At 37.0% G+C, this 24,360-nt stretch carries 23 protein-coding genes and 2 pseudogenes; 15 read left to right on the top strand and 10 right to left on the bottom strand.

What is annotated here, in order from left to right; all coding sequences use genetic code 11:
• Nucleotides 1-288: 288 nt before the first annotated feature.
• The 5 genes from FC81_RS04320 to FC81_RS04300 all read right to left on the bottom strand — a co-directional run bounded on the left by FC81_RS04320 (nt 289) and on the right by FC81_RS04300 (nt 2,416).
• A complete protein-coding gene (locus FC81_RS04320) occupies nt 289-645 on the bottom strand; it encodes a type II toxin-antitoxin system YafQ family toxin (RefSeq protein WP_057743343.1) in 357 nt (118 codons plus the stop codon).
• The gene (locus FC81_RS04315) at nt 642-923 is read right to left on the bottom strand and encodes a type II toxin-antitoxin system Phd/YefM family antitoxin (RefSeq protein ID WP_010580582.1); all 282 of its coding nucleotides are present in this window, start codon (nt 921-923) and stop codon (nt 642-644) included. Before FC81_RS04315 ends, FC81_RS04320 begins: the two co-directional genes overlap by 4 nt.
• 288 nt (nt 924-1,211) lie before the next feature.
• Complete coding sequence (locus FC81_RS04310) at nt 1,212-1,688, bottom strand: MepB family protein (protein WP_057743340.1); 477 nt, start codon at nt 1,686-1,688, stop codon at nt 1,212-1,214.
• Between the two features lie 117 nt (nt 1,689-1,805).
• On the bottom strand, nt 1,806-2,153 hold the full coding sequence (locus FC81_RS04305) for a type II toxin-antitoxin system PemK/MazF family toxin (RefSeq protein ID WP_057743337.1): 348 nt from the start codon (nt 2,151-2,153) through the stop codon (nt 1,806-1,808).
• The gene (locus FC81_RS04300) at nt 2,153-2,416 is read right to left on the bottom strand and encodes a type II toxin-antitoxin system PrlF family antitoxin (RefSeq protein ID WP_057743334.1); all 264 of its coding nucleotides are present in this window, start codon (nt 2,414-2,416) and stop codon (nt 2,153-2,155) included. Before FC81_RS04300 ends, FC81_RS04305 begins: the two co-directional genes overlap by 1 nt.
• Nucleotides 2,417-2,493: 77 nt before the next feature.
• Between FC81_RS04300 and FC81_RS04295 the strand changes: the two are divergent.
• Both FC81_RS04295 and FC81_RS04290 read left to right on the top strand, forming a co-directional pair.
• Nucleotides 2,494-2,739: pseudogene (locus FC81_RS04295) on the top strand (site-specific integrase); the annotation flags it as partial.
• A gap of 195 nt (nt 2,740-2,934) precedes the next feature.
• Nucleotides 2,935-3,414: pseudogene (locus FC81_RS04290) on the top strand (IS30 family transposase); the annotation flags it as partial.
• A 122-nt stretch (nt 3,415-3,536) separates the two neighbouring features.
• On the opposite strand, the gene FC81_RS11260 reads toward FC81_RS04290, so the two are convergent.
• Nucleotides 3,537-3,776 (bottom strand): DUF1648 domain-containing protein, encoded by a 240-nt coding sequence (locus tag FC81_RS11260; protein WP_420806340.1) that lies wholly within the window; start codon nt 3,774-3,776, stop codon nt 3,537-3,539.
• 177 nt (nt 3,777-3,953) lie between these two features.
• The gene (locus FC81_RS04280) at nt 3,954-4,238 is read right to left on the bottom strand and encodes a helix-turn-helix domain-containing protein (protein ID WP_057743329.1); all 285 of its coding nucleotides are present in this window, start codon (nt 4,236-4,238) and stop codon (nt 3,954-3,956) included.
• Nucleotides 4,239-4,630: 392 nt separating this feature from the next.
• Between FC81_RS04280 and FC81_RS04275 the strand changes: the two genes are divergently transcribed.
• From FC81_RS04275 to FC81_RS04265, 3 genes are all read left to right on the top strand, one after another.
• Nucleotides 4,631-5,389, top strand: coding sequence for a class I SAM-dependent methyltransferase (locus tag FC81_RS04275; RefSeq protein ID WP_057743326.1), 759 nt, complete (start codon nt 4,631-4,633; stop codon nt 5,387-5,389).
• An 847-nt stretch (nt 5,390-6,236) separates the two neighbouring features.
• A complete protein-coding gene (locus FC81_RS04270) occupies nt 6,237-6,989 on the top strand; it encodes a CPBP family intramembrane glutamic endopeptidase (protein ID WP_057743323.1) in 753 nt (250 codons plus the stop codon).
• Between the two features lie 48 nt (nt 6,990-7,037).
• The gene (locus FC81_RS04265; RefSeq protein ID WP_057743320.1) at nt 7,038-7,634 is read left to right on the top strand and encodes a TetR/AcrR family transcriptional regulator; all 597 of its coding nucleotides are present in this window, start codon (nt 7,038-7,040) and stop codon (nt 7,632-7,634) included.
• Nucleotides 7,635-7,887: 253 nt separating this feature from the next.
• Here FC81_RS04265 and FC81_RS04260 read toward each other — a convergent pair whose 3' ends face one another.
• Together FC81_RS04260 and FC81_RS04255 are read right to left on the bottom strand one after the other, a co-directional pair.
• A complete protein-coding gene (locus tag FC81_RS04260) occupies nt 7,888-8,217 on the bottom strand; it encodes an ArsR/SmtB family transcription factor (RefSeq protein WP_057743364.1) in 330 nt (109 codons plus the stop codon).
• Between the two features lie 114 nt (nt 8,218-8,331).
• Nucleotides 8,332-9,273, bottom strand: a complete 942-nt coding sequence (locus FC81_RS04255) for a nucleoside hydrolase (RefSeq protein WP_057743317.1) — start codon at nt 9,271-9,273, stop codon at nt 8,332-8,334.
• Nucleotides 9,274-9,550: 277 nt separating this feature from the next.
• Between FC81_RS04255 and FC81_RS04250 the strand changes: the two genes are divergently transcribed.
• The 6 genes from FC81_RS04250 (at nt 9,551) to FC81_RS04225 (ending at nt 16,332) form a co-directional block, all read left to right on the top strand.
• On the top strand, nt 9,551-10,534 hold the full coding sequence (locus FC81_RS04250) for a BMP family lipoprotein (RefSeq protein ID WP_187327407.1): 984 nt from the start codon (nt 9,551-9,553) through the stop codon (nt 10,532-10,534).
• 118 nt (nt 10,535-10,652) lie between these two features.
• Nucleotides 10,653-12,167 (top strand): ABC transporter ATP-binding protein, encoded by a 1,515-nt coding sequence (locus FC81_RS04245; RefSeq protein WP_057743311.1) that lies wholly within the window; start codon nt 10,653-10,655, stop codon nt 12,165-12,167.
• A 21-nt stretch (nt 12,168-12,188) separates the two neighbouring features.
• A complete protein-coding gene (locus tag FC81_RS04240; RefSeq protein ID WP_057743308.1) occupies nt 12,189-13,274 on the top strand; it encodes an ABC transporter permease in 1,086 nt (361 codons plus the stop codon).
• Nucleotides 13,271-14,230 carry an ABC transporter permease gene (locus tag FC81_RS04235; protein WP_057743305.1) on the top strand — a complete coding sequence of 320 codons (960 nt, stop codon included), beginning with the start codon at nt 13,271-13,273 and terminating at the stop codon, nt 14,228-14,230. The genes FC81_RS04240 and FC81_RS04235 overlap by 4 nt, the downstream gene beginning before the upstream one ends.
• A 204-nt stretch (nt 14,231-14,434) precedes the next feature.
• A complete protein-coding gene (locus FC81_RS04230) occupies nt 14,435-15,589 on the top strand; it encodes a baeRF6 domain-containing protein (protein WP_057743302.1) in 1,155 nt (384 codons plus the stop codon).
• Between the two features lie 146 nt (nt 15,590-15,735).
• Complete coding sequence (locus FC81_RS04225; protein ID WP_057743300.1) at nt 15,736-16,332, top strand: methylated-DNA--[protein]-cysteine S-methyltransferase; 597 nt, start codon at nt 15,736-15,738, stop codon at nt 16,330-16,332.
• A 115-nt stretch (nt 16,333-16,447) separates the two neighbouring features.
• Here the strand turns inward: FC81_RS04225 and FC81_RS04220 are convergent, their stop codons facing one another.
• Nucleotides 16,448-17,305 (bottom strand): S66 peptidase family protein, encoded by an 858-nt coding sequence (locus tag FC81_RS04220; RefSeq protein WP_057743297.1) that lies wholly within the window; start codon nt 17,303-17,305, stop codon nt 16,448-16,450.
• A 159-nt stretch (nt 17,306-17,464) separates the two neighbouring features.
• On the opposite strand from FC81_RS04220, the gene FC81_RS04215 reads away from it, so the two are divergent.
• The 4 genes from FC81_RS04215 (at nt 17,465) to gltB (ending at nt 24,358) form a co-directional block, all read left to right on the top strand.
• Entirely contained in the window at nt 17,465-18,076 is a 612-nt protein-coding gene (locus FC81_RS04215) for a PepSY domain-containing protein (RefSeq protein WP_057743294.1), read from the top strand.
• 513 nt (nt 18,077-18,589) lie between these two features.
• Nucleotides 18,590-19,153, top strand: coding sequence for a cadmium resistance transporter (locus FC81_RS04210; RefSeq protein ID WP_057743292.1), 564 nt, complete (start codon nt 18,590-18,592; stop codon nt 19,151-19,153).
• A 101-nt stretch (nt 19,154-19,254) separates the two neighbouring features.
• Nucleotides 19,255-19,587 carry an ArsR/SmtB family transcription factor gene (locus tag FC81_RS04205; protein ID WP_057743289.1) on the top strand — a complete coding sequence of 111 codons (333 nt, stop codon included), beginning with the start codon at nt 19,255-19,257 and terminating at the stop codon, nt 19,585-19,587.
• A gap of 301 nt (nt 19,588-19,888) precedes the next feature.
• A complete protein-coding gene (gltB, locus tag FC81_RS04200; protein ID WP_057743287.1) occupies nt 19,889-24,358 on the top strand; it encodes a glutamate synthase large subunit in 4,470 nt (1,489 codons plus the stop codon).
• Nucleotides 24,359-24,360 lie beyond the last annotated feature (2 nt).

Here is a 24,360-nt window from a genome sequence, read left to right as displayed (position 1 = left end):
TGTTTTAAAAAAAGGACGAGAGGCTTTTCTATTTACACATAAAATTTGACACTCTCCCATAGGGCCTAAAATAGCTATAAGTATTATGATTATTTTAGTTTATTGTGGTGGTTATTTTAATAAATATTACCGGCAATTAAAAAAGAATAAAAAAATGTAGCATAGTCATCTGATTTGAGGGTCTATAATTATCAAATAGCCCCTCTGAAATATTGTTAAAATAGCCTCCAATATCTATAATGTAGATGTTGGGGGCTATTTGCTTTAATATACTACAAATAACTTCTTTTATTTGGCATTTTTTCGATAGCTTTTAGACCGATTTTGACCAGGAAATAAACGATCATGCGATCCTACTCGAATTCCAATTAAGACTAGTTCATCTTTATCAATCGTGTAAACAACCAGGACATCGTTAGTTTCGCTTGGTGTTCTGTTTTTCGGGGTATCTCGTAAATGAAATTCATTATACCCACTCATTCGCCGATTAAGCTCATGATCCTCAAATTCTGGTGGTAATTGTTGTTGTTCGAGCAACAGGTCAATGGCTGCTCGAACTTCGTTAATAATGGTTTTATCTAAACTGGCTAATCGCTTTAGATCAGCATTAAAGGTTGCACGTGGTTTAAATCTTAGTTTTTTCATGCTTTAAACTGACCCCAATAATCATCATTTGATTCAACAATTTCATCATCAGGTAAAACATGTCGTTTAATTAACTGATCACGCGCAATCGCATATTCTAGCGAACCTTCTTTAGCTTTTAATGCTCTTTCTAGCCAGTCCATTTTTTCTTGCGAAACGATGGCCACTGCGCGACTATTTGAACGAGCAATATAAACAGTTTCGTCTTCGTCATTAACTTGATCTAAATATTTTTTTAGATTAGCGCGAAAATCGCTCTGTGTTAAGGCTAATGTCATATTTACCACCCTTTCTTTGTACTTAATATTGTACTTTATTCTGTACTAAAAATCAATTTTTAAGGAGCTAAAGCTATGCAACAAGTTGTCTTACCAATATAAGAGCTTTACCTTAAATAGAAATATATAAATTTTCCTCTAAGATTATTAAAAGTCAATGGGCAACGGTCATTAAATAACCGCTATAACCCCTTCAAAATAAAACTATAACATCTCCTAGTAGACTAAATAAAATGCAAATAGAAGAACTAATTAGTTCTTCTATTTGCATTTTCGAAAACAATTTAATTAAGTGTGTTTTTCAGAAGTAAGTGATACTTTGGATGATAAATCAGTAAAGTATGCTGTTTGCCATTTTTGTGTGCTTGTGGCGGTTTTATTGAGTGACCTTTCCCAAGTAGGGTAAACACGAAAAGCCATTTTCCCAACCACATTATCTTGTGTTAAAATACGATGCCTAACAAGTGACAATTTAGGAAACGTAAAATAGCCGATGTGGCTGCCATCTATGATTGATACTACTAAATAATCTATCACTTCATTAATGGTAAAGGGTTCATTTTTATTTTGTTTATCTTTTTGCCATACGGCTAAAAAGTAACCTGACTTTAGCGGTGTTTTCTTAGCTCTTCTACTTTTGTACGTTAGCTCATAACTTTTGAAATTAACCGCTTCATAGTCTTGATTAAAAGGTTCTCTTTCAATATTATCAATCTTAAATTGCGAGCTAAGTAGTGTGATCGAATCATAGTTAATATTTGTCAAAGTCGTCCTCCTTTTTAGGGGTATAATAGCATTGAACAAAAACCCCCCCATTTACTGTATTGATAACGTCGATTGTTTTAATCACATTTATGAAAAAATATAAATAAACCTCATTTTTTAGAAAAACTGTTGAGCTTTTGTACTAATTGAACTAATTTCTTGCTGAGATAAAGTGGCCACAACTTCGCCATCTGATCGTTTTGTTGGATCGACAGCACGGACATGTTGTAATAACGCTGTTCCGTGAATCTCCCCGTTATCTATCCCAATAAATAACGGCGATTTAGCATACTTTTCCAGGGTGCGATATTTATCAGATGTACTGATTGGTACAACAAGAATCGTATTAAAATAGTGATTATAGTGATCGTTGCTCACAATTAAACACGGCCGCTTTTTCTTAGTTTCAGTACCCTTAGCCAGATCTAAATTAATCCACAAAATAGCGCCTTGTTTTAATTTCATTAATCAAAGTCTTCACTTTCTACGTCTTTACCCCAATCAACTTCTGTTGTACTGAGATTTCCAAACTTTTTTTCTTGTTCATCAACAAGTTGCCATAAATCCGGTTTACTACGAACAATCATTACTCTACCATTTGGTTCAATCTGCCATTCAATTGTGTCAGTAGACCTAACTTTTAAAAATTCACGTACTGTTTTAGGGATTGTAATCTGATTTTTACTTGTGATCTTCGAGCTAACCTTAGTTACATTACCTGCATTCACAATATCATCTCCTTACTTTTTCCTTACAAAAACAATAGCATAACTGCTTTAATATCTCAAGAAAAGGAGAAAAGACTATGCAACAAGTTGTCTTACCAATCAAAGATTCGAATGTTCTCAAAGAGGTTCAAGCTACTTTACTCAATAATTTCAAAGCTGGACAGCGTAACTATACAATTTTTCAAATTGGTAAAGCTATGCTACTAAGAGTCAGTGACGTTATGTGCCTAAAACAAGCAGATATCTTTCATCCGGACGGCTCCATTAAACAAAATGCGTTTATTCATGACAAAAAAACAGGTAAACCTAATATGTTGTATCTCTTAAACCAGTTTAATGGATCGTTTATTGTATCGCCAAGGCTATGAACTTAATAAGCGGAAGAAAGCACAAAAGTAATTTAAGAAAGAGATGTCTTCAAGACCTGTAAACAGAATACCACTACTCATCACTACCAGCAGCTTCAAACTTACGAACGCAGTTTTATTATGGCCCGGTAATCTTACGGCTGTTCTTGCCGTCCAGCTAGTGCTAACGACCAAACTAAATTGGGCACTGGGAAGGGTGGCCTAGTCAAGGGTAGACGTGTTGCCAGCGAGCCGGCAATCATGACCTTGACTGAGTGTCTTAGTCGTTATGAGATCATTGTTAAGATTGCAGACTACCATGCCGAAACCTGTCGTCCAGCACTGCAAAACGTGATCAATGACTATGGTTCAGAACACTTTAAAACCATAACCTTTGATAATGGTTCAGAGTTTGCGGACTTATCTCAAGTGACTGGGACAACGGTCTATTTTGCGCATCCATACTCACTTTGAAAACGAGGTATCGATGAAAATCAAAATCAGTTGATTCGAGAATTTATTCCCAAAGGTCGCTCCATACAATCTCTAACTATCACTGGTTTTCAAGCTATTCAAAATGCACTCAATCAGTGTTCACAGTGGATTCTTGGATACCAAACGACAATGGAAGTTCTACCAGACTTTGATTAACTAGGCCATTACTTAAGAATAGGCCATGGGTGTTGCACTTGATTTGACAATTGAGGCCAAAAAAATTTAAAAAGTAATCTGGAAATAAATGATCAAAAATTTAAAACATATAATCCATAAAATTACCAAAAGTAATATAAAAAATACTTAATAAGATTATTGAAACTGCTGAAGTAAAGGTCGATTCTTTTCGAAGTTACGCTTAGCAAATATCCCAACACAGCAACACTAAATGGAATCAAAAAAATTACATTTTTACTTCCAAAACCGTCTATTTGAAACATAAAATTTATATGATTTGGAATGTTTTGTGGAAGTTTAAAATATAAGAATAATACCAAGAAGAAAAAGATAATGATCATCAATAAATTTAATTGCAAAAAAAGCCTAAATAACTTTTTAGCATTACTGTTTGTTTTACTCATAATTGTCGGCTCTTTCCTAAAATAACTTTATTTTTCTAACACTATTAACAGGTTTTTTCGCCATATAAATCACGTGATAATGGGCTATTTATATTTTACTATTAGTAATAGCCCTTAAAAAGCAGGGCTAAATTGAATTGTTAATCGTTGATTAGTTGCCTGCGCAATCTCAGATAATACCTTAGTTGAAGCATTCATTGATCCATTTTCAATTCTAGCAATGGTTGATTGCGGTTTACCAACTAGACTAGCAAATTCACGTTGGCTCATGCCCATATTTTCACGAAGATCACGAACTTTAACCGCTACCTCTAAGTTGATATTTTTTTGTTCAACGAGTCTTACAAAATCAGGATTGTTTTTATTTTTTTCAGCAACATATTCATCAATTTTACTCATTGTTGGTCCTCCTTGTTTAAATACATTCCAGTCATAGTAATTAAATGATATTTTTTTATAATGCTACGATAGCTTATTCGCTATCAAAAAGCAAACACTTTATTTTAGAACCCTTTACCACCAGTGGATTGGACAAATAACCCCTAATACCTATAATTAAGATATTAGAGGTTATTTATCTTGATATACTATTAAAAATGATCTTAATAGCGTTAAATATAAGCAAACGATGTTAGATTCTAATTAATTAGAAAGCTGGTGATACCATATGGTAATTAAATACGGTAACTGCTCAGTACAGCTTCAAAATAAGTCTGTCCTGTACTGAGCATACTTTGACAGGCAAAGCTGTACTTTGATTGCGAATTGCTCGTTATCGAAAGGCAGTTAAAATGGATAAAAACAAACTAAAATCCTGGTATCAAGAAGAAAAATACGGTATTAAGGGTTGGGATTTCTCACATCTTGATGATCGTTGGAAAAACGAAACACTTCCTTGGAATTATCAGAAAATAGTTCTACGTTATTTAACAACTGATATGCAGTTACTAGATATGGGGACTGGTGACGGTGAATTATTAAAAACTTTTCATCATTCAAATAATAGAACTCAAGTGACCGAAGCATGGGCACCTAATATCGATCTTTTAAAGCGAACGATTGTTAGGCAAGGAATAAAGCTTCATGCTCTCCTTAAGACGCATGAAGCTGATTTACCTGTAAAGAATAATTCTTTAGATATCATTATCAACAGTCATGCAGCCTTTGACCCCAAACTAATCAAAGACAAGTTAAAAACTGGTGGTTATTTTATTAGCCAGCAAGTTGGGGCTTTAAACAATTATTCCTTAGCACGCTTTTTTGATGGTAGTTATATACCGGCATATCCGGATAATACCTTGTTAAATACCAGTATCAAATTTCAAAACTTGAACTTTGAAATTTTAGTGGCTAAAGAATATCAGGCTGATATGGCGTTTTTTGACGTTGGGGCTATTGTTTACTACGCTTCAATCATTCCTTGGGAATTTCCAAATTTCAGTGTTGACCACTGCTTAAAGCAGCTTAATCAACTTGATCAAGCAATCAAGACTTTTGGATCAGTTGTGACTAAGGAAGACCGTTTTATTTTAGTTGCTAGAAAAAAATAATATATCTGAAGAAAAAATAAGAAGAGCATCTCCTATTGAGATGCTCTTCTAGCTTTACTATAAAATGGATCCTTAACCTTAAAGGTTAAAACGTCCTCAACAATACTCTTCTTGGCAGAAAGGGGGACTTTCTTTTTTTCAGTATCTAACATGATTATCATTTCATAGCTATAATATCACAAGATAAGTACATCATATATATTTTAGATTACTATTTAATATTAAAAGTATCAAAATGAGTTTCTGGATATAAAGGTGGCTCTCATATCAAAGCCAATCAACTAACTTTGACGTATTTTAAGCCCCTTAAAAAAATGGTATTAGATTTCACTGTGCGCAAATGAAAATCTTTAGTTACTTTCCACCTTATAATTACATGTCTACTCTGATGAACCATGGTATTTTCTATTACCTGCTAGTAAGCTACTACTATTTTGTAGAATCAAGTTTTATCTAGTAAAGTATCGTGGTTTATACTTTATACGGAAGATGTTTCAGTTTTGATAATTATAAGATAGTCAATAATATGGATGGATAAACTTATGTTGTAGCAGTTCTTTTTGGAGTTAGTCTAGTTTTTAGGATATGATTTGATAGAATTTCTATTAAGGGAAGAAATCGTGCCCACATGGTTAAGAAAAAACTTAGCGTTGATTTTAAAAAGACGAGTGTAGAACTTTATGATTTAAGCGCCTCAAAAAGTAATTCTTGCAGAGTGGTATATAGTAGTTGAAAGTCCTAAAAAAAGGTATACTGGCAAAGAAGTTTTTAAAGTGGACTTAAAGGTTAAAACTATCCTAAGTAATTTTGAGATGATATTCTTAGGGAGAGCGAGGTGATAGACTGAATGAGAGTAAAGGAGAATAAGGCTGGGAGAATAGTTGTTTTTGTTATCCTTATGATTGCATTATTAAGCGTCTTAAGGTGGCTTACAGGTAAGATAATAACCGTTTATTGGGATAAACTTCTTTTCAATGAGTTATGTGTTCTTGTGATTGTTTATACAATAAATAAGGTCTATTTTAAGATTCCGCTGGCTTTTAAACGAGAAAAATTAAAAAAGGGAGTACTTTTGGGTATACCGGTCTTGATTCCAGCACTGATTAATTATTCTCAGATAAAACAGATTCCAACAATAACGTTAACTATTAAGCTGATTTTTTTCAGTATAATAGTAGGGTGTTTCGAAGAAATTCTTTTCAGAGGGGTTCTTTTACGATCCCTAGCGAGAAGATGGCAAGGGTTAAAAAATGGTTCAGCATGGGCACTGATTGTTACAAGCTTATTTTTTGGATTAGCCCATCTGACTAATTTAACACACCAATCACTTGGGTCAACACTTTATCAAGTGGAATTTGCTTTTAGTTTGGGAATGATCCTTGGGGGGATTTATTTACGATCACATAATCTATTCTTATGTATTTTTTTGCATGCGCTAATTGATAGTGGAGCTTTTATAGCAAATTGGATGAATAAAAGTATAACGATTTCGCTGCCTATTATTTGGATTTTGATAGTTGGTATTATTATTTTTACACCATACTGTTTACTGGGGCTTTTTTATATTCGTCCCAATAAGCAGATGGAGTTACTTAAATAGAAAGATCGGTTTTATGAGAGATAAGAGAGTAAGAGATGGAGTGATATTGTGGCGGGCAAGAAGAATAACCGTAGGACATTATATACGAAACATGTGATCCGGAGGAGTTTTTTAGAATTACTACAGTCTGAGAAACTAGAAAAAATAACGGTTACTGAAATTTGTCAGAAGGCAGATATTAACCGGGGCACGTTTTACCGCTATTATCAAAACCCACTTGATTTAATGAGGTATTTACAGGACGAAGTTTATCAGAAATGTATGTGTTTGCTTAAACAGAGGTTTAATGAGGGAAGTTGTGGGATACTTAAAGTGATTTTTACGGTTCTAAAGGAAACTGACCCTGAAATTGTTAGGACCATTATGGACAAGCAAAATGGAAGAGCTTTTTTGGAAGAAGTTTTTGCTGGAGCTAAGGAAGCAACGCGGCCTTTTACTATGCAGCAAATTAAATGGTTAACCGATGTACAGTTTGATTATTTTTATGCCTATATTACCAATGGATCCATTGGAATTATCTCACAATGGGTTCGGAGCGGGATGGAACACAATACAAAAAAAATTGAGAAAATGGTCACAATTATGGTCGAAGAAAGTAAACAGTGTATGGAAGATAAAGGCGCAGAGTTCAGTCAAATTAATTAAAGAATACAGTTAATATTTAGTTGGGCTTTGTACAGTTGATAGGTTAAATTATATTGTCCACTGATCAATGTACTGTTTAAAAAGTAAATGACGTGTACTACTGCCTATTTGAGCGTGATAAAATGTATAGTCCGGTATTTCCTGGGAAATAGCTGCTAGACTTCTAATTTCTAAGGTATGTTAGAGTATCAAAAAAACTATATACAATAAAAGACTGATCCAGTTTGCTTTAGAGGCAGCTGAATCAGTCTTTTTAGTTCCGGTAAGTAGTACCTTTTTCACTTACATGTTCTCTTACTTGTTCAAAAATAGTAATAATATGGCGATCTGATAATTGATAATTAACTTTTTGTCCAGACCGAATGCCCCGAACGAGACCGGTTTGGCGTAGTAGTTTTAGTTGATGGGAAATGGCTGATTGTGAGATACCAATTGTTTCGGCAATTTCATTTACTGAAAGGCTTTGTTCGGTAAGAAGAAATAGGATCTTGTATCGTGTTTGGTCACCAAAAGCCTTAAAAAGCTGGACGCTTTTCTCGAGTTCAATTAGTGTTGGTAATTTGATATCAGTTGGTTTTGCCATCAAGGTCACCTTTTTAGCAGTTTTTGCAACATTATTAGAGGTTAGTGGCATCTAATAGTTACTTTTCACTATTATACTCCAATTTAAAACTTAAAAAAAAGAGATACACTAAAATTAGTTAACTTTTTGGGCGAGATGATCAATTAGATCAAAGAATTTGCTGTTGTTGACATCGTAAATCAAATTGGCTTTACGTCCATTTTTTGTTAAGAAAGTTCGCCCATCTGCAGGGAAAGTGACCGCAACGTCACAAGTTATCTCCTTCGTTTTAACGATACTTGGATCGAAAAGGTAGCAAGTCGTCAGTACATCCCAAAGATAATATGTTGAGTTTGTCTCAAAGAAACTTAATTCTGGAACAAAAGCATAACTATTACCAATAAAATCAAGTCCCGGATAACGGCGTTGGGAAGCCCAGCGCTGACGGATCGCTTGAGTTAACGGAACGTTATTTGTACTCTCAAGACTGACAAGATCAAGTGGAATAGATGAGTCAAAGACCATTTTAACTGCCTCAGGATCCCAGAAAGCATTCCATTCTTGTGTACCATCACAGTCTGGTTCAGCAACATTTCCTTGTTTTAAGAATGTTCCTCCCATCCAAACCAGTCGCTTAATTTTTTTCTCAATTGTTGGATCGATTGCCAAAGCACGTGCAAGGTCTGTTAGCGGACCAGTAAAAAGCAATGTCAGTGGTTCGGAAGTTGTTTGTAGTTGATGTAAAAGGTTAAGATGTGCAGGCTCAGCTACAGCAGGAGTAGTTATCTGACCACTTTCGTTTAAGACGGGTAGTGCATTTTCAGAATAAGCTGCGAGGCGCCATTCTTTTGGAAAAGGATGAACTGCACGTGAATTAGAAGTTGCGACAGTCAACTTAGTCCCATGGCCAAAACGATCAATGATCTTGCGGCTGGCCTCAGCTGCTGGGACAGCATAACTATCAGCGTTAACAACACCAACACCAGTTAAACTAATATCATCCATTTGAAGCAATAAAAAAAGAGAAATTAAATCATCAACTCCTCCATCGTGGTTAAAATAAACTTTTTCTGTCATAATTTTGCGACCTTCCTAAAAAAGAGTATGAAAAGAAACTAAATGAATAATTTGGATTATACATAAAAGAATAGTGTTCGTCAAAATTACTAGTAAATAAGTTTATAACATTAAATGTAAGCTCTTTTTTACTAATAAACGAACGATTTTTACTTAATTATGCAAAACGTATTGCTTTTTAATTGGAACAAAGGTATACTTCTCTGCATAGAAAAATAAATTTTGGGGGATGCAATAATTGAAAAAGAAGATAGCGGCGGTTTTAGTAGCAACATTAATGGTCGGAACAATCTTGGTAGGTTGTGGTAGTAATTCAACTGCCAGTAAAGGAACTAAGCATTCTGCAGCATTAGTTACTGATGGCGGTGGAATTGATGATAAATCATTTAACCAATCTGCGTGGGAAGGCCTAGAAAAATGGGGTAAAAGCCAAGGCTTAAAGAAGGGGATCAACGGATATAACTATACACAGTCAAGTGATGATGCTGATTTTCTACCTAATATCAACAAGCTAATTAAAGCTAAGTACGCAACTATTTTTGGAATTGGTTATAAACTAGATAATGCGATTAGTTCAGCAGCCAAGGAAAACCCTAAAACAAATTTTGCAATTATTGATTCAGTCGTAAAGGGTCGGAAAAATGTTGCATCTGTTACATTTAAAACAGAACAATCATCGTTTTTAGCAGGAGTTGCGGCTGCTGAGACAACCAAGACAGGTCGTGTTGGTTTTGTTGGTGGAATTCAAAGTGATATCATCAAAACATTTGAAGCTGGTTTTAAACAAGGTGTGAAGGCTGTTAACCCTAAGATCAAAGTCGATGTTAAGTATGCTGGTTCATTTACTAAAGCTGATGTTGGTCAATCTTTAGCAACAGCAATGTACAATAACAATGAAGATGTTGTGTTCCATGCAGCTGGTGGTACTGGTGCGGGTGTCTTCACCGCGGCTAAGAATGCAGCTAAGAATGGTAAAAAGGTCTGGGTTGTCGGTGTTGATCAAGATCAAAAAGAAGACGGTGCTTATAAAGGCGGCAACGTTACTCTAGCCTCAGCTGTTAAGAAAGTTGGTACAGCTGTAGAAGATTTATCTAAACAAGCTGCTAAAGACAAATTTCCTGGTGGTAAGACCGTAACATATGATCTAAAAGATAATGGTGTTGGTATCGTTAATGATAATATGTCTGCAAGTGCTTGGAAGACAGTCCAACAGTATGAAAAGAAAATTGAAAATGGTGAGATTACTGTAAGTCCTAAGTAAAGATACAAAATAATATGCGGGAATTCTTCCAGCATATATAAATGGTGAAGGATTGGTGGTGAGCCAAGACTTCACCATTTTGCTACGGTTATACTCTACATTAGGGAAGGTGAACTGAATGGAAAAGTATGTTGTTCAAATGAAAGGTATTACAAAAAAGTTTGGAAGCTATAAAGCAAATGACAACATATCGTTAGAACTGAAAAAAGGTGAAATATTAGCATTACTTGGAGAAAATGGGGCTGGAAAGTCGACTTTGATGGGAATGCTGTCGGGATTGCTAAAACCTACTTCGGGGACGATTTTACTTGATGGTAAAGCTGTTGAGATGGAAAATCCCCGTGAAGCTAAAAATCTAGGAATAGGAATGGTACACCAGCATTTTATGTTAGTACCAGCTTTTTCAGTATTAGAAAATATTATTTTAGGGGACGAACCGCTTAAAGCAGGACGAATAGATTATAAAAAAGCAGCAGCTGAAATTACGCGGCTAGCTAAAAAATATCATTTAGAAATTGATTTAAATGCAAAGGTTCGTGATATCACAGTCGGGATGCAACAGCGAGTAGAGATAATGAAGGCAATTTACCGACAAGCTAATGTTTTTATTTTTGATGAACCAACAGCAGCATTAACACCGCAAGAAATTGAACAGCTGATGAAAATTCTGCGTGCGTTGGCAGCTGAAGGAAAAGCTATTATTTTTATAACGCACAAACTTAAAGAGATTAAGGCAGTTGCTGATCGCTGTGTCGTTATTCGGATGGGTAAAATGATCGCGACAGTTGTAGTTGCTGAGACTAAAGAAGAAGCTCTAGCAGAGATGATGGTAGGGCATAAGGTCAATCTAGCAGTTGATAAAAAGGAAACTAAACAGGATGAAACTATTTTCAAAGTTGAACATTTAAGTGTTGAATCGCATGGACAACTTAAAATAAAAGACTTAGATTTAAAAGTTCATACTGGCGAGATCGTTGGTGTTGCCGGGGTGGATGGCAATGGACAAAGCGAACTCATTGCTGCTATTACCGGCTTGCAAAAAATTAAGTCAGGAACGATAACACTGAACGATAAACAGATTCAACGGCAAAGTACGCGTAAAATTAGTGCAGTTGGTATTGGATGTATCCCTGAAGATAGACAAAATGTCGGATTGATCTTACCGCTGACAATCGCTGAGAACCTTGTTTTAAAATCTTATTATAAAAGTCCCATCAGCAAGAAAGGCTTTTTGAATTATAAGAAGATCAACGAAGATGGTCGAGCAACGATTAAGAAGTTCGATATTCGTTCACAAAGTGAAAAGGAACCAGTTGCTGCTCTTTCCGGTGGAAACCAGCAAAAAGTAATTGTTGCACGTGAAATAAGTGCGCACCCTGAGCTTCTAATTGCAGCTAACCCAACCCGTGGAGTGGATATTGGAGCAATTGAGTATATTCATGAAAAGATTATTGAACAACGTAATGAAGGGCGCGGGGTATTATTGGTTAGTTTTGAACTCGAAGAGATTTTAAAATTATCAGATCGAGTTGTTGTCATGCATGAAGGTCAAATTGTGGGTGAGATTGATCCGCGGAATACTTCTAGTGAAGAACTAGGATTACTGATGGCTGGTAAGAAACTAGCTGAGTAAAGAGATGGGAGAGGTAAATTAATGCTATATAGTAGAGCAACGAAAGCTTTAGCCATTCCTTTAATTTCAATTATTGCTGGATTTATTATTGGCGCAATATTGATGTTGGTTTTTGGCTATGATCCAATTCAAAATTATCAGAATTTACTTATTGGTTCACTGGGGGATGTCTATTCACTAGGAGAGACTTTGCGTAATATGATCCCCTTAATGTTAACTGCTTTGGGTTTTGCTGTTTCTAGTAAAGCTGGTTTTTTCAATATAGGTGGTCCAGGGCAATACTTAATGGGCTGGTTTGGAGCCATTGTTTTTGCCCTGAATTTTGCTAATCTGCCAACATGGCTTTTAATTACTGGTTCGTTGCTAAGTGGTGCGTTATTGGGCGGGATCTGGTCTTTTATTGCCGGTTTCTTACGGGCATATTTTGGAACGAGTGAAGTTATCACAACTATTATGCTGAATTATATTGCCCTGTACTTTATTAATTTTGCAATTAAAAATTGGCTGGCAAGCAAAGGGAGCGATTCTTCCCCCAATATTGCTAGGAGAGCTAGTTTAAATACAGACTTTTTACAAAAAATAACAAATAATTCAACTTTCAACTGGGGTTTCTTTATTGCAATTATGACGGTTTTTGTAATCTGGGTCTATTTTAATAAGACACGTTCAGGTTTTGAGGTTCGTTCAGTTGGGTTAAATGAGGCTGCTTCGCGTTATGCAGGGGTAAATGTTAAACGAACGATTATAATAGCCATGCTTCTCTCTGGCTTGCTGGCAGGTTTAGGCGGTGCAATCGATGGGATGGGAAATTTTCAAAATATTTCTGTTTCTAATAGTTTGCCCAATGTCGGTTTTAACGGTATGGCGGTGGCATTGCTTGCAGCTGAAAACCCGATTGGGATCATCTTTGCCGCATTACTCTTCTCAGCTTTACAAATTGGCGGATTGAGTATTTCAGTTTACTCTAATACACCTAGTGAAATTGTTGATATTGTAATTGCCTCAATTATTTTCTTTGTGGGGATTAAATATATTTTTGAGGCCGCATTGGCTAAAAACTGGCTTAAAAGAATGCATAAAAAAATGGATAGAGGTGCAGATAAATGAGTTTATCGACGATTTTAATGACCGTTTTTTCTACAACATTAATTTATGCCGCGCCACTTATTTTTACAGCTTTGGGTGGAACCTTTTCTGAACGGAGCGGGATTGTTAATGTTGGACTTGAAGGGATGATGATTGTTGGAGCCTTTGCTAGCACAGTGTTTAACTTGACTTTTGGTATTGTTTTGGGAAATGCAACACCATGGCTGTCACTTTTGGTCGGTGGTCTTTTCGGGTTGATTTTTTCAATATTGCATGCAGCTGCAACAATCACTTACCGGGCCAATCATATCATCAGTGGGACAGTTCTAAACTTAATGGCACCGGCTCTGTGTGTGTTTCTAACGCGGATTTTTTATAGTGGAAAGGGACAGACACCTGTTATTAATCAAAGTATGGGGACCTTTACATTTCCAGGTTTAGCAGAGATTCCTTTTATTGGGAAGGTCTTATTTACAAAAACATCATTAATTGCTTATGTAGCGGTAGTGGTTGGCTGTGTTAGTTGGTTCTTTCTATACCGAACTAATATCGGTCTGCGGTTGCGCTCCGTGGGTGAAAACCCAGCCGCCGCGGATACTTTGGGAATTGATGTTGCTAAATATCGTTATTTAGGTGTCCTGCTTGCCGGAGCATTTGGCGGAATTGGTGGAGCAGTTATGGCGCAATCTATTACCTTAAATTTTTCAGCTAGTACAATTTCTGGACAAGGATTTATGGCTTTGGCTGCAATGATTTTTGGTAAGTGGAATCCGTTAGGTGCAACTGGAGCAGCCATTTTCTTTGGCCTGGCACAGAGCTTGCCGATTATTGGTGGTTATATCCCAGTTCTAGCGCAGATGGACCCAGTTTGGTTCCAAATCGCGCCATATGCGATTACAATTGTTGTATTAGTGATCTTTTTAGGTAAGGCAGTCGCCCCAGCAGCAGATGGGCAGAACTATATCAAAGGTAAATGATAATTAAAGTAGTTAGTGTAAAAAACTAAAAAAGAAGTTGATTCAACAGCTGGGATAAAGATAATCTTTGTCCCAGTTTTTTTAGACTAGTAAGCGTTTTTGATGAAGCGGTTTTTTTTATATGTTAGCATTAACGTGAGATTAAGATATTTGCCGATTATTGGTTAAATACTTAAAGCTACTTAAAAATTGGAGGGATTTTTTATGGCGCTTACTGACGAATTAAAAGATGTTTTAACCTTAAAAGATAGTCCAGGGCCGTTTATCTCGCTTTTTATGCCATTGAGTTCATCACTACACGATGCTTCAACTGATCGTACTCAGTTTAATAGTTTAGTTACAGAAGCTAAACGCGAATTGACCCACAAGTTTACTGCAAGTGACTGGTCGGTCTATGATCGTGAACTGGATAAATTCCATGATCCACTAGGAGATGGTAGCGCGCAAGGATTGGCTATCTATGTGGGACCAAAAGGTAGCCTCCACTTTAAGGTAGCAAAGCCTTTGACAAGTAGAATAAGTATCTCAGATAAACCGGAAATTTTACCGTTAATCGCGGCACAAGAACTAAGTTTTTCTTATAATATTCTTCTTTTAGGAAAAGATGCCTTTAAATTGGCAGAGGTTGTTGCCAATAAGCCTCGATTATTAAAGCTTCCTGCTGATGCACCGCAAACATTGCACGCTGCATTGGGGACGGAATTAGGGACACGAGGTCACTGGCAACGTTCGACAGGTAGCGATAATGGTGGTACACAGTACAGTGGAACAGGCTCTTTAGACGCATCTGAAAACGCTGATCGTCGTAATTTCTTTATGGTCGTCGATGAATATGTATTCAAGAATTTCTCTAACCTTGATCATCGGCCGCTAGTGTTGGTGGCTGATTCTAAAAACCAAGGGAATTTCCGTAAGCTTTCACAGAATCCGTATCTAAGTAAGGATATTCAGATAATGCAGGTTGCTAACTTGGATGAACCAGCGACGGAGTTACGGGACTTAGCTGAAAGTATAACCAAGAAATTTGCAGCAGCAACGATGGCAGATCTTAAGAATAAGTATGAAAATGCTGCTGGTTCCAAACGGGTAACAACTGATTTAAGTATTTTGATGGAAGCTGCAATCGCAGGGCAAATTGAAATATTGTTTATTCGTGAGGCCGCTAGTTATCCAGGGCGTATTTCAGATCAACTGCAAATTGATACAACTTCAGTTTTAAGTCGAGATAATAATATTTATAACGATTTAGCCATGTTGACGTTAAGTCATGGTGGACAGGTCCATGTTTTACCGGAAGAACAAATGCTTACGGAGGATGAAACCACAGCTATTTTAAGAAGTGCAGTGGCAACTAGCTAGAAGTAGCTGTTAACTCGTATATTTTGTAGAAAAAGTGATTTGAGGTGGTGAAGGCAGATTTGAGAAAATCGTACTTCATCACTTTTTTGTGAGGAAACTTTCATATCTTGACTGTATGAAGGCAATAACTTTTAAGGAGCTAATAAATGACACAAGACAAAAAGTGGTTAGCACAAATAGCCGCTGAACTTAAAACAGAGCTATCTACGAGTACAGACCAAAGAGCTTGTAAAAGTTTCAAACTTAAACTAATTTCAACGCCGATGGGAAAGATGGTTAGTTTAACAGACGAAAAATATTTGTATTTATTAGAATTTATTGATAAAAAAAATCTTAGCAAAGAAATCGCTAAGGTTCTTCAAAAACGGGCTACCAAGGTTACAGTAGGAGATAACGCTATTAATAATCAGCTACAAAAACAACTACAGGAATATTTTCTGGGAAAAAGAGACTGTTTTTCACTACCGCTTTTTAAAGATGGAACACCATTTCAAGAACAAGTATGGTCACTCCTTGAAGAGATTCCAGCGGGGCAAACATGGTCATATCAAAAAATAGCTCGTAAACTTGGCAATGTAAAGTTAGTCAGAGCGGTTGGTAATGCAACGGGAGCAAATAAAATTGCACTTGTTATTCCATGTCACCGTGTCATTAAAACGAACGGTGATTTAGGTGGGTATGCAGGTGGTGTGGAACGTAAACAAAGCTTGCTTAAATTAGAAAAAAATAATATCAAGGGATAATCATTTCCTGGGAAATATTGAAATTACAAAAAATTAAAGTACCTTATGATATTTGTGTAACAGACAAGTAGTATAAGGTACTTTAAGATTAAGGTAGTCAGGAAAAGACGGAGTTTTAACGTCTTAATGTGATAGTTGAACCAAGCTTCAGAGCTCGTGAAGTCGCGGCATGACCGATCTGCTGAGTTTTGGCTAAGGGTAAATCAAATTGTGGTAGGGAGTTTAATAAGAGATCAGCTATACTCATGGCTGATCGGGCCTGCTCATATGCTGTAAAGGTTCCTAAGATAATTCCATTCAATGAGGTGAAATCAGGTAATTGTGCTAAGTGGTGAAATTGGGAAAATAACAGCCGACGATCACCGCTATGACTCTCTAAGAAAAGGATTTTATCCTTTAGGGTAGGAAAATATTTAGTACCGGCTAGTTTTAAAAAACAACGGATATTACCACCAACAAGTGGACCTATCATTGAATCAGCTTGGCTAAAGGAGTAACTGAAATGGTAGAGGTCATTGTTCTTTCCGAATAATGAATTATAAAGTAGCTCTTTTTGTTTCCCAGATTTGTCCCAGATAATCGTCTTTAACTGAAAAAGACTTACTTGAATTTTAGAACGTACTTGTATAGCGTTTAAGACAGCAGTTAAGTCACTATAACCACAGAATAATTTAGGGTTTTGCGCAATAGCATTGTAATCAAGGTAAGGAATCAGGCTATTTGACATATTACCACCGCTAACATCAAAAAGAGCCTTGATTTTTTTGTCAGTAAAATACTGATTAATAATGTCAGCTTTCTGGATAAAATTATTAAGTTTGTCTTCGTAAAGTAGGGGGCTTACCGTAATATTTAATCCCCAAGAAGTAAGAATTCTAAGTAAAGAACCAATAATAAGTCTATCAGAGGTTGTGATAGGATCAGAGCTCCCAACAAGCGCAACAGTATCACCTGGTACTAATAATGTTTGCAATTCTAACCATCTCCTGTTTTTCTTCCATTATACTATATATGAAGACGTTATTATTTAAATGCATATTGTTAGACACTATCAATACAGCTACGTTAAGCTTAACTTGTGAAGCGGAATTAACCTGTTTGCTAGGTTATTTATACAGGAAGGAGGCTTTTCGTGAAAAAATTAATCACTCTTATTGTAGGTGCTAGTCTCATGGGTTTACTGGCGGGTTGCTCTTCAAGTAATCAGAATAATGATTCGTCAGCTAGTAGTTCAAAAACAACCAGTATGAAGGGGGACTCGAAGGTGGAACAAAAAAGTGTTTTTGATAATAAAGTAAAAGTTTCTGTTAAAGAAGCGATTGCGAGTTATCGGGATGCATATCCAAACACTGATATCACATCAATTGAATTAGATACAACTTTAGGGAAGTATTATTATGAAATCGAAGGTGTAGATAACGATAAAGAGTACTCACTCAAAGTTGATGCACTTAATAAGGATATTAGCGAAAAGAAACAGGAACAGCTTGATAATGATGAAAAGAATGGTACGAAGCGTAATGAAGATAAATTAAACTTGGATAACTTGATTTCAGTTAAAAAAGCAGCTACAGTGGCTGAAAAAGAGGCGGGATCAGGGAGAGCTGTTGAATGGTCTTTAGATAAAGATATGGATACCACGTATTGGGAAGTGAAGGTTAAAGATGGTAAGGGAAATCAACACGTTGAAGTTAAAGTCAACGCCCAGACAGGTAAAGTGTTGGCTAAAGAAACAGATGATTGATCTAGATGTTATGTAAGCTTTTTATTTGAAATTTGTAAGCGCTTGTGTATAATAATAAGTGTAAGGAGCATAACTCCTATTGTTACAGAAGGTTTAAATCAAAAAAGATTTTTAAGTATTAAGTAGGTGTTTTGCTCCTAAAGAAACTGGTGTATTGTGGGTAAATAGACCGATTGTTTTTTAAGATTTGACGATTTTGGGGTTAACTGTAGTTTTGGTGAAGTATAAGTTAGTTTTAGATAGAGTCAGGTTTAAACAAGATTAGTATTCAGTTTTAAATTTTAGGTCAACACCAGTTTCTAAGGGCTGCAGTATAAAGCCTTGCAATAAGGTGGGATATCAGAATCGAAGTTGATTCTTGATATCCTATTTTTTTGTTTACTTGAAAAATTAGCCTTAGCCAAGGGATAAAAAATTCGCTTAGTTTTAACTTGTATTGAGTTTAATAAGTTGTATTATATATATGTTGTATATAACATATGTGTAAAAAAACATTTAATTAGGAGGATTTTTATGAATTATTGGATCTTAGTTGTAACTTTTCTAGGAGTTAATATAGATTTTTTCTTTATACTGCTTTTTCTGCTCAAAAAATATACTTTATCTAAGGTGATACTAGGATATCTTATGGGAAATATTGTTCTATTGACAGCAAGTTATTTAGTGGGAAAAGCTTTGGCTGTCTTTTTTCCTGAGTGGATCTTGGGAATTCTTGGTATATTGCCACTTTATATGGCATTTCATAATGATGATGATGAAAAGATAACGGCAGTCCATCATTCCCAGATTTTAAATGTCCTACTGACTTATCTAGCGGTTTGTGCAGGTTGCAATTTGTCGTTATTTTTACCGATATTAGCTGGTGAAACGCTAACAAGTTTTGTAATTACAGTCCTTTTTCTGGGGTTATTAACAGTAGTAATTGTTTGCTTGATTAACTTAATAGGAACTATTCCGATAGTTGCTAAAATAATGACAACTCATGGTGAAAAACTAATGAAGGGCTGCTATATCTTAGTCGGACTATATGTATTTTGGGATAGTGGATTAATCACACAGATTCTGACGGTTTTGTAAGCTAATCTTGATTTCTAAAAGTACGGAACGGCGGTATACTGGTTACTAAAGAATAAAAAAAACAGAGTGTTTTGACTTAGAGCTAGTTTAAGGAGAAGAAAATGAAGCGCAGAAAAATTGAACTGATCGATGAGCAGCATCTAACCGAATCAAAGCGGATCTTTAAATTACTAAGTAATCCTAATCGCCTGCAAATGCTAAAAATTTTGGAGGATAGGCGGCTTAATGTAAATCAAATTGTTGAAATTTTAAGCTTGGAGCAATCGGTTGTATCTCATCAGTTGGCGATATTAAAAAAGCATCAGTTAGTCAGTTCAGAAAAAGAAGGTAAGTCAAACTATTACAGTCTGGATGATCCACATATTCTGGATGTTATAAATGAGGTGTTGGAACATGCTGATCATGTTATTAGAGGGAAAAAACATGGAGAATAATAGTTTGAATCCTTAAAAAGGAGACAAATAAATTGAACCCTAGAATTAGATTTTGGGTCTAACTTCTAGGTGGCGGTTCAAAAAGGGCTTAGAAGAGGGCTCTTTTTTTTACGTACAATAATAAACTTTTAAAGACCTTTTTTCTTTATTTACGAAAAATTATCATAATATACTTGTTTTTTGCAGCAAACCTTATTAAAATTAGAAGAACATTAGAGATAATTAGAATGAAATAATTTTTTTGTGAAAAGTAAGCTTGTTATTTAGTGAACCAACTCATTAGAGTAAGGTGGGAATGGAAATGATTGAAGAAGAGAAAACAATGTATACCCCAACCTTTGAACATGACGCTTGTGGAATGGGATTTATTACACAAATTGATGGCAAGACTAGTCATGAATTAGTTGAACGTGCATTAGTTATGTTAAAGCGAATGAATCATCGTGGTGGAACTGGGGCAGAACCTGATACTGGTGATGGTGCAGGAATCCTATTATCAATGCCGGATGCTTTTTTTAGAACTTACGCTGAAGCCAAAGCATTGAAATTACCAGCTTTAGGTGCATATGCGGTGGGAATGTTCTTTTTACCACAAGAAAAACATGAAAAAGAAACGATGCTTATGGCTGTAACTGGAGAAATATCACAGTATGGATTTCATGTGATCGGGACGCGGGATGTACCGTATGTTTATGAGAATTGTGGTCCAACGGCGCAAAAAGCAATGCCAGGGTTTGTCCAAGTACTTGTGGAAAAACCGGCTGATGTTAATTCTGGAAGAGCATTTGAAGATGCATTATATCATTTACGTCGGCACTTGGAGAAGACATTCTCTGCAGCAGAGTTTGCAGTGGTTAGTTTCTCTAGCCAAACGATTTGTTACAAAGGAATGCTGCACGCATATCAAGTCGGTGAATTTTATCCTGATTTGCATCATCCTCAAATGCAAACGGCGATCGCCTTGATCCATTCGCGTTTTTCGACCAATACCTTTCCGAGTTGGGAACGAGCGCAGCCTTTTAGGTTTATTGCACATAATGGTGAGATCAACACGTTGAAACGTGCAGAAAATTGGATGGTTAGTCATAACATCGAAATCTATAACAAAAACGATTCAGATTCTGCAAAATTAGAAAACTGTCTAGAATATCTTTACCGTAATGGACGTGATATTCCGCAGGCCTTATTAATGATGGTTCCTGAAGCTTGGGGTAAAGCAGCACATTTATCAGCTGAACAGGCGGCTTTTGACGAGTATAACGCAAGTTTTATTGCTCCGTGGGACGGGCCAGCAGCACTCTGCTTTACTGATGGAGTTCAAGTAGGGGCGATGTTAGATCGGAATGGTTTGCGACCTGCGCGCTATAACCTTATTAAAGGTAACTTCTTGATCGTCGCTTCAGAATCAGGGGTCTATGATGTAGAACCAGCTGATATTATTGAAAAGGGAATTCTCGGACCAGCTGACATGATTTTAGTTGATACTTCTAAAAAGAAGTTTTATCGGACAGCTGAGATTAAGGCACACTATGCAAGACAGCATCCCTACAGTAAGTGGTTGGATGAGGGCCAGTTAACGCTGACTGATCTACCAACAGCTGATGTCGATGAAAACCTGTCAGCTAAAGCTTTACAGACCTTGTGGCGTCGTCATGGGTACACTGAAGACATTATCCGTGATGCAATTATTCCGATGGCACAGAATGGGGAAGAGCCCGTTATTTCAATGGGTTATGATTCCCCGCTGGCTGTTTTAAGTAAGAAACCCCAGTCTTTATTTACTTACTTTAAACAGCAATTTGCGCAAGTTACTAATCCACCGATCGATGCAATTCGTGAACAATTGGTAATTGGGACGGAAATGTTTTTGGGGTCTGATGGGGATATTACTAGTGACTGCCCACTAAATGCTAAAAAAATTAAGCTTGTATCACCTATTTTAGATTCAGTTTCATACGAACGGTTAAGGCACCTTAACGGTAAAAATGGTTTTAAAACTGCAGTAGTTTCGCTATGTTACGATAAAGCGCAGCGTTCAAATCGTTTAGAACAAGCGCTCGATGATATGTTTAAAGATGCAGAGAGTGAAATTGACAATGGGGCTAGTTTAGTTATTTTAACTGATAGAGGCGCAACACAAGAGCAGCTGATCATTCCTGTTTTATTAGCCGTTTCCGGGTTGAATAACTATCTCGTCCGTAAAGGGAAGCGTGAATTGGCTTCGATAATTGTCGATACTGGTGAGGCATGCGAAATCCATCATTATGCAACCTTGCTAGGTTACGGTGCATCCGCAATTCATCCTTATGGGGTCTATGCGACCCTGTTAGCCAATAAACTTGGTGATAAATTAGAGAATTATCGTAAGGCTGCTGAAAAGGGAATTGTTAAGATCATGAGCCGAATGGGAATCTCGACGATCGTTGGTTATCAAGGCGCACAATTATTTGAAGCGGTTGGTCTTTCACAAGCAGTAGTTAATGAGTACTTTACGGGAACTGAAAGTCGAATTGGCGGTTTGTCGCTAAAGCAGATTGAAGCGGAATATCTTGCTCGTTATAAACGAGCATTTGGTCCTAAGGCGATTGAGGATCTTCCATCTGGTGGCAGTTTCAAATTCAGACATGAAGGTGAGCATCATCTGTACAATCCGTTGACGATGTATAAGTTTCAACATGCAGTGCGTACGGGAGATTACGAAGTCTATAAGGAATATGTTAAAGAAATACACGCTGAAGAAGTAACGGCGCCAACAACCTTGCGCTCATTATGGGAGCTTGAGAAGAACAAAGAGAGTATTTCTTTAAGTGAAGTTGAGCCTGTTAGTCAAATCGTTAAACGTTTTAAAGCGGGTGCAATGAGCTTTGGGTCGTTATCACAAGAAGCTCATGAATGTATTGCAGAAGCAATGAATAACTTAGGGGCTAAAAGCAATAGCGGTGAGGGTGGCGAAAACCGACTGCGTTTCAAAAAACAAAAGGATGGTCGTAATCTGAATAGTAAGATTAAACAGGTTGCCTCAGGGCGTTTTGGCGTTAACGCTGAATATCTGATGAGTGCAGAAGAAATTCAGATTAAGGTTGCTCAGGGGGCTAAACCAGGTGAAGGTGGGCAATTACCAGGTTCTAAGAATTTCCCATGGGTCGCTGAGATTCGCGGATCCGTACCAGGAGTGCGTTTGATCTCACCGCCGCCGCACCATGATATCTACTCGATTGAAGACTTGAAGCAGCTGATCTATGACTTAAAGCAAGTTAATCCCTTTGCCAAGATCACGGTTAAACTGGTTTCGAGCACCGGAGTAGGGACGATTGCAGCTGGAGTAGTTAAATCTGGGGCAGATAAAGTTGTTATTAGCGGTTACGATGGCGGTACTGGAGCTGCGCCACGTAATTCAGTTCGTGATGCAGGGCTGCCTTGGGAAATGGGATTAGCAGAGGCACACCAGACGTTGGCGTTAAATAATTTGCGCCAAAGAACAACGTTAGAAACAGATGGTAAGTTGATGACGGGTAGAGATGTGTTAATTGCAACGATGCTGGGAGCTGAGGAGTATAGTTTTGCTTCGCTGGTACTTGTGTCGATTGGCTGTATTATGATGCGTGTTTGCAGTAAAAATACTTGTCCAACGGGAATAGCAACCCAGAACCCAGGTTTACGTCAGTTCTTTACTGGGAAGCCGGCACATGTCGAAAATGGGATGAAATTTATTGCCGAAGATTTACGTGAAGAAATGGCGGCGTTAGGTTATCGGACGATTGATGAACTAGTCGGTCATACAGAGAATCTGCGACCACGGTTTATTGCCAAGGGCAAAGCTAAATCATTAGATTTCTCGAGGATTTTAAGTACACCACTAGGGATCAAACGTAAATCAACCAATCCGTTCTTACCAAAATACCAATGGCCGGATTTGAATGCTTTTGCCGAAACGATGATTGCTAATAAGCAAGAAGTCGTTATCAAAGGTAAGGTTAATAACAGAATGCGTGCTGTTGGTGCGAGGATGGGCGGCTGGTTGGCGCAGCGTTTTGGGGACACAACATTGCCAGCTGGACTTTTGAAATATAATTATACGGGTGTAGCAGGTCAAAGTTTTGGAGCTTTCATTACACAAGGTCTCGCGCTTGAATTGATCGGGGAAGCAAATGACTATGTTGGTAAGGGTCTAAGTGGTGGACGGCTTATTGTTAAAGCACCTGCTACTGCTCAAGAATTGTATAGTAATGCTCCCATCGTCGGGAATGTTGCTTGTTTTGGGGCAACAGGTGGAGAAGCATATTTTAATGGCCGTGCAGGTGAACGTTTCTGTGTACGTAACTCGGGGGCTCAAGTGGTAGCTGAGGGTATTGGTGACCACGGTTGTGAATATATGACAGATGGAATTGCAGTAATTTTAGGCTCAGTCGGTCGTAATTTTGGCGCCGGGATGTCAGGTGGTCTAGCTTATGTATATGATACTGCAGGTAATTTTAAGCAAAAATGTAATTTAGAAATGATCGAGTTGTTTAAGTTGAATGAAAAAGCCGATGACGATATCGTTTTGAAGTTACTGCGGCAGCATTTTAAATATACTGGTTCAGAGAAAGCTAAGTATATTTTGAAACACTGGGATAGAGAACAAACTAATTTTGTTAAAGTTTATCCCAAGGAATACAGACATATTAATGAAATTATGGCTCGTTTTGCTGGTGAGGGCGTGGCGCCAGAACAGTTAGAGCAAAAGGCCTTTGACGCTGTTGCAGGCTCACAACCAACGGTAATGAAATAAGA

This window comes from Liquorilactobacillus capillatus DSM 19910 (genome assembly GCF_001434915.1).
Classification (GTDB): Bacteria; Bacillota; Bacilli; order Lactobacillales; family Lactobacillaceae; genus Liquorilactobacillus; species Liquorilactobacillus capillatus.
Note: the sequence above shows the minus strand (reverse complement) of the source record. Positions and strands in the feature narration are given on the sequence as shown.

Excerpts from the sequence above, each read along its gene's own strand:
- FC81_RS04275 (WP_057743326.1), top strand. The coding sequence starts at position 4,631 with ATGGATAAAAACAAACTAAAATCCTGGTATCAAGAAGAAAAATACGGT.
- FC81_RS11260 (WP_420806340.1), bottom strand. The coding sequence starts at position 3,776 with ATGATCATTATCTTTTTCTTCTTGGTATTATTCTTATATTTTAAACTT.
- FC81_RS04315 (WP_010580582.1), bottom strand. The coding sequence starts at position 923 with ATGACATTAGCCTTAACACAGAGCGATTTTCGCGCTAATCTAAAAAAA.
- FC81_RS04205 (WP_057743289.1), top strand. The coding sequence starts at position 19,255 with ATGAAGCGCAGAAAAATTGAACTGATCGATGAGCAGCATCTAACCGAA.
- FC81_RS04230 (WP_057743302.1), top strand. The coding sequence starts at position 14,435 with ATGGCGCTTACTGACGAATTAAAAGATGTTTTAACCTTAAAAGATAGT.
- FC81_RS04280 (WP_057743329.1), bottom strand. The coding sequence starts at position 4,238 with ATGAGTAAAATTGATGAATATGTTGCTGAAAAAAATAAAAACAATCCT.
- FC81_RS04235 (WP_057743305.1), top strand. The coding sequence starts at position 13,271 with ATGAGTTTATCGACGATTTTAATGACCGTTTTTTCTACAACATTAATT.
- FC81_RS04255 (WP_057743317.1), bottom strand. The coding sequence starts at position 9,273 with ATGACAGAAAAAGTTTATTTTAACCACGATGGAGGAGTTGATGATTTA.
- FC81_RS04210 (WP_057743292.1), top strand. The coding sequence starts at position 18,590 with ATGAATTATTGGATCTTAGTTGTAACTTTTCTAGGAGTTAATATAGAT.
- FC81_RS04240 (WP_057743308.1), top strand. The coding sequence starts at position 12,189 with ATGCTATATAGTAGAGCAACGAAAGCTTTAGCCATTCCTTTAATTTCA.
- FC81_RS04245 (WP_057743311.1), top strand. The coding sequence starts at position 10,653 with ATGGAAAAGTATGTTGTTCAAATGAAAGGTATTACAAAAAAGTTTGGA.
- FC81_RS04260 (WP_057743364.1), bottom strand. The coding sequence starts at position 8,217 with ATGGCAAAACCAACTGATATCAAATTACCAACACTAATTGAACTCGAG.
- FC81_RS04270 (WP_057743323.1), top strand. The coding sequence starts at position 6,237 with ATGAGAGTAAAGGAGAATAAGGCTGGGAGAATAGTTGTTTTTGTTATC.
- FC81_RS04225 (WP_057743300.1), top strand. The coding sequence starts at position 15,736 with ATGACACAAGACAAAAAGTGGTTAGCACAAATAGCCGCTGAACTTAAA.
- gltB (WP_057743287.1), top strand. The coding sequence starts at position 19,889 with ATGATTGAAGAAGAGAAAACAATGTATACCCCAACCTTTGAACATGAC.
- FC81_RS04305 (WP_057743337.1), bottom strand. The coding sequence starts at position 2,153 with ATGAAATTAAAACAAGGCGCTATTTTGTGGATTAATTTAGATCTGGCT.
- FC81_RS04250 (WP_187327407.1), top strand. The coding sequence starts at position 9,551 with ATGGTCGGAACAATCTTGGTAGGTTGTGGTAGTAATTCAACTGCCAGT.
- FC81_RS04320 (WP_057743343.1), bottom strand. The coding sequence starts at position 645 with ATGAAAAAACTAAGATTTAAACCACGTGCAACCTTTAATGCTGATCTA.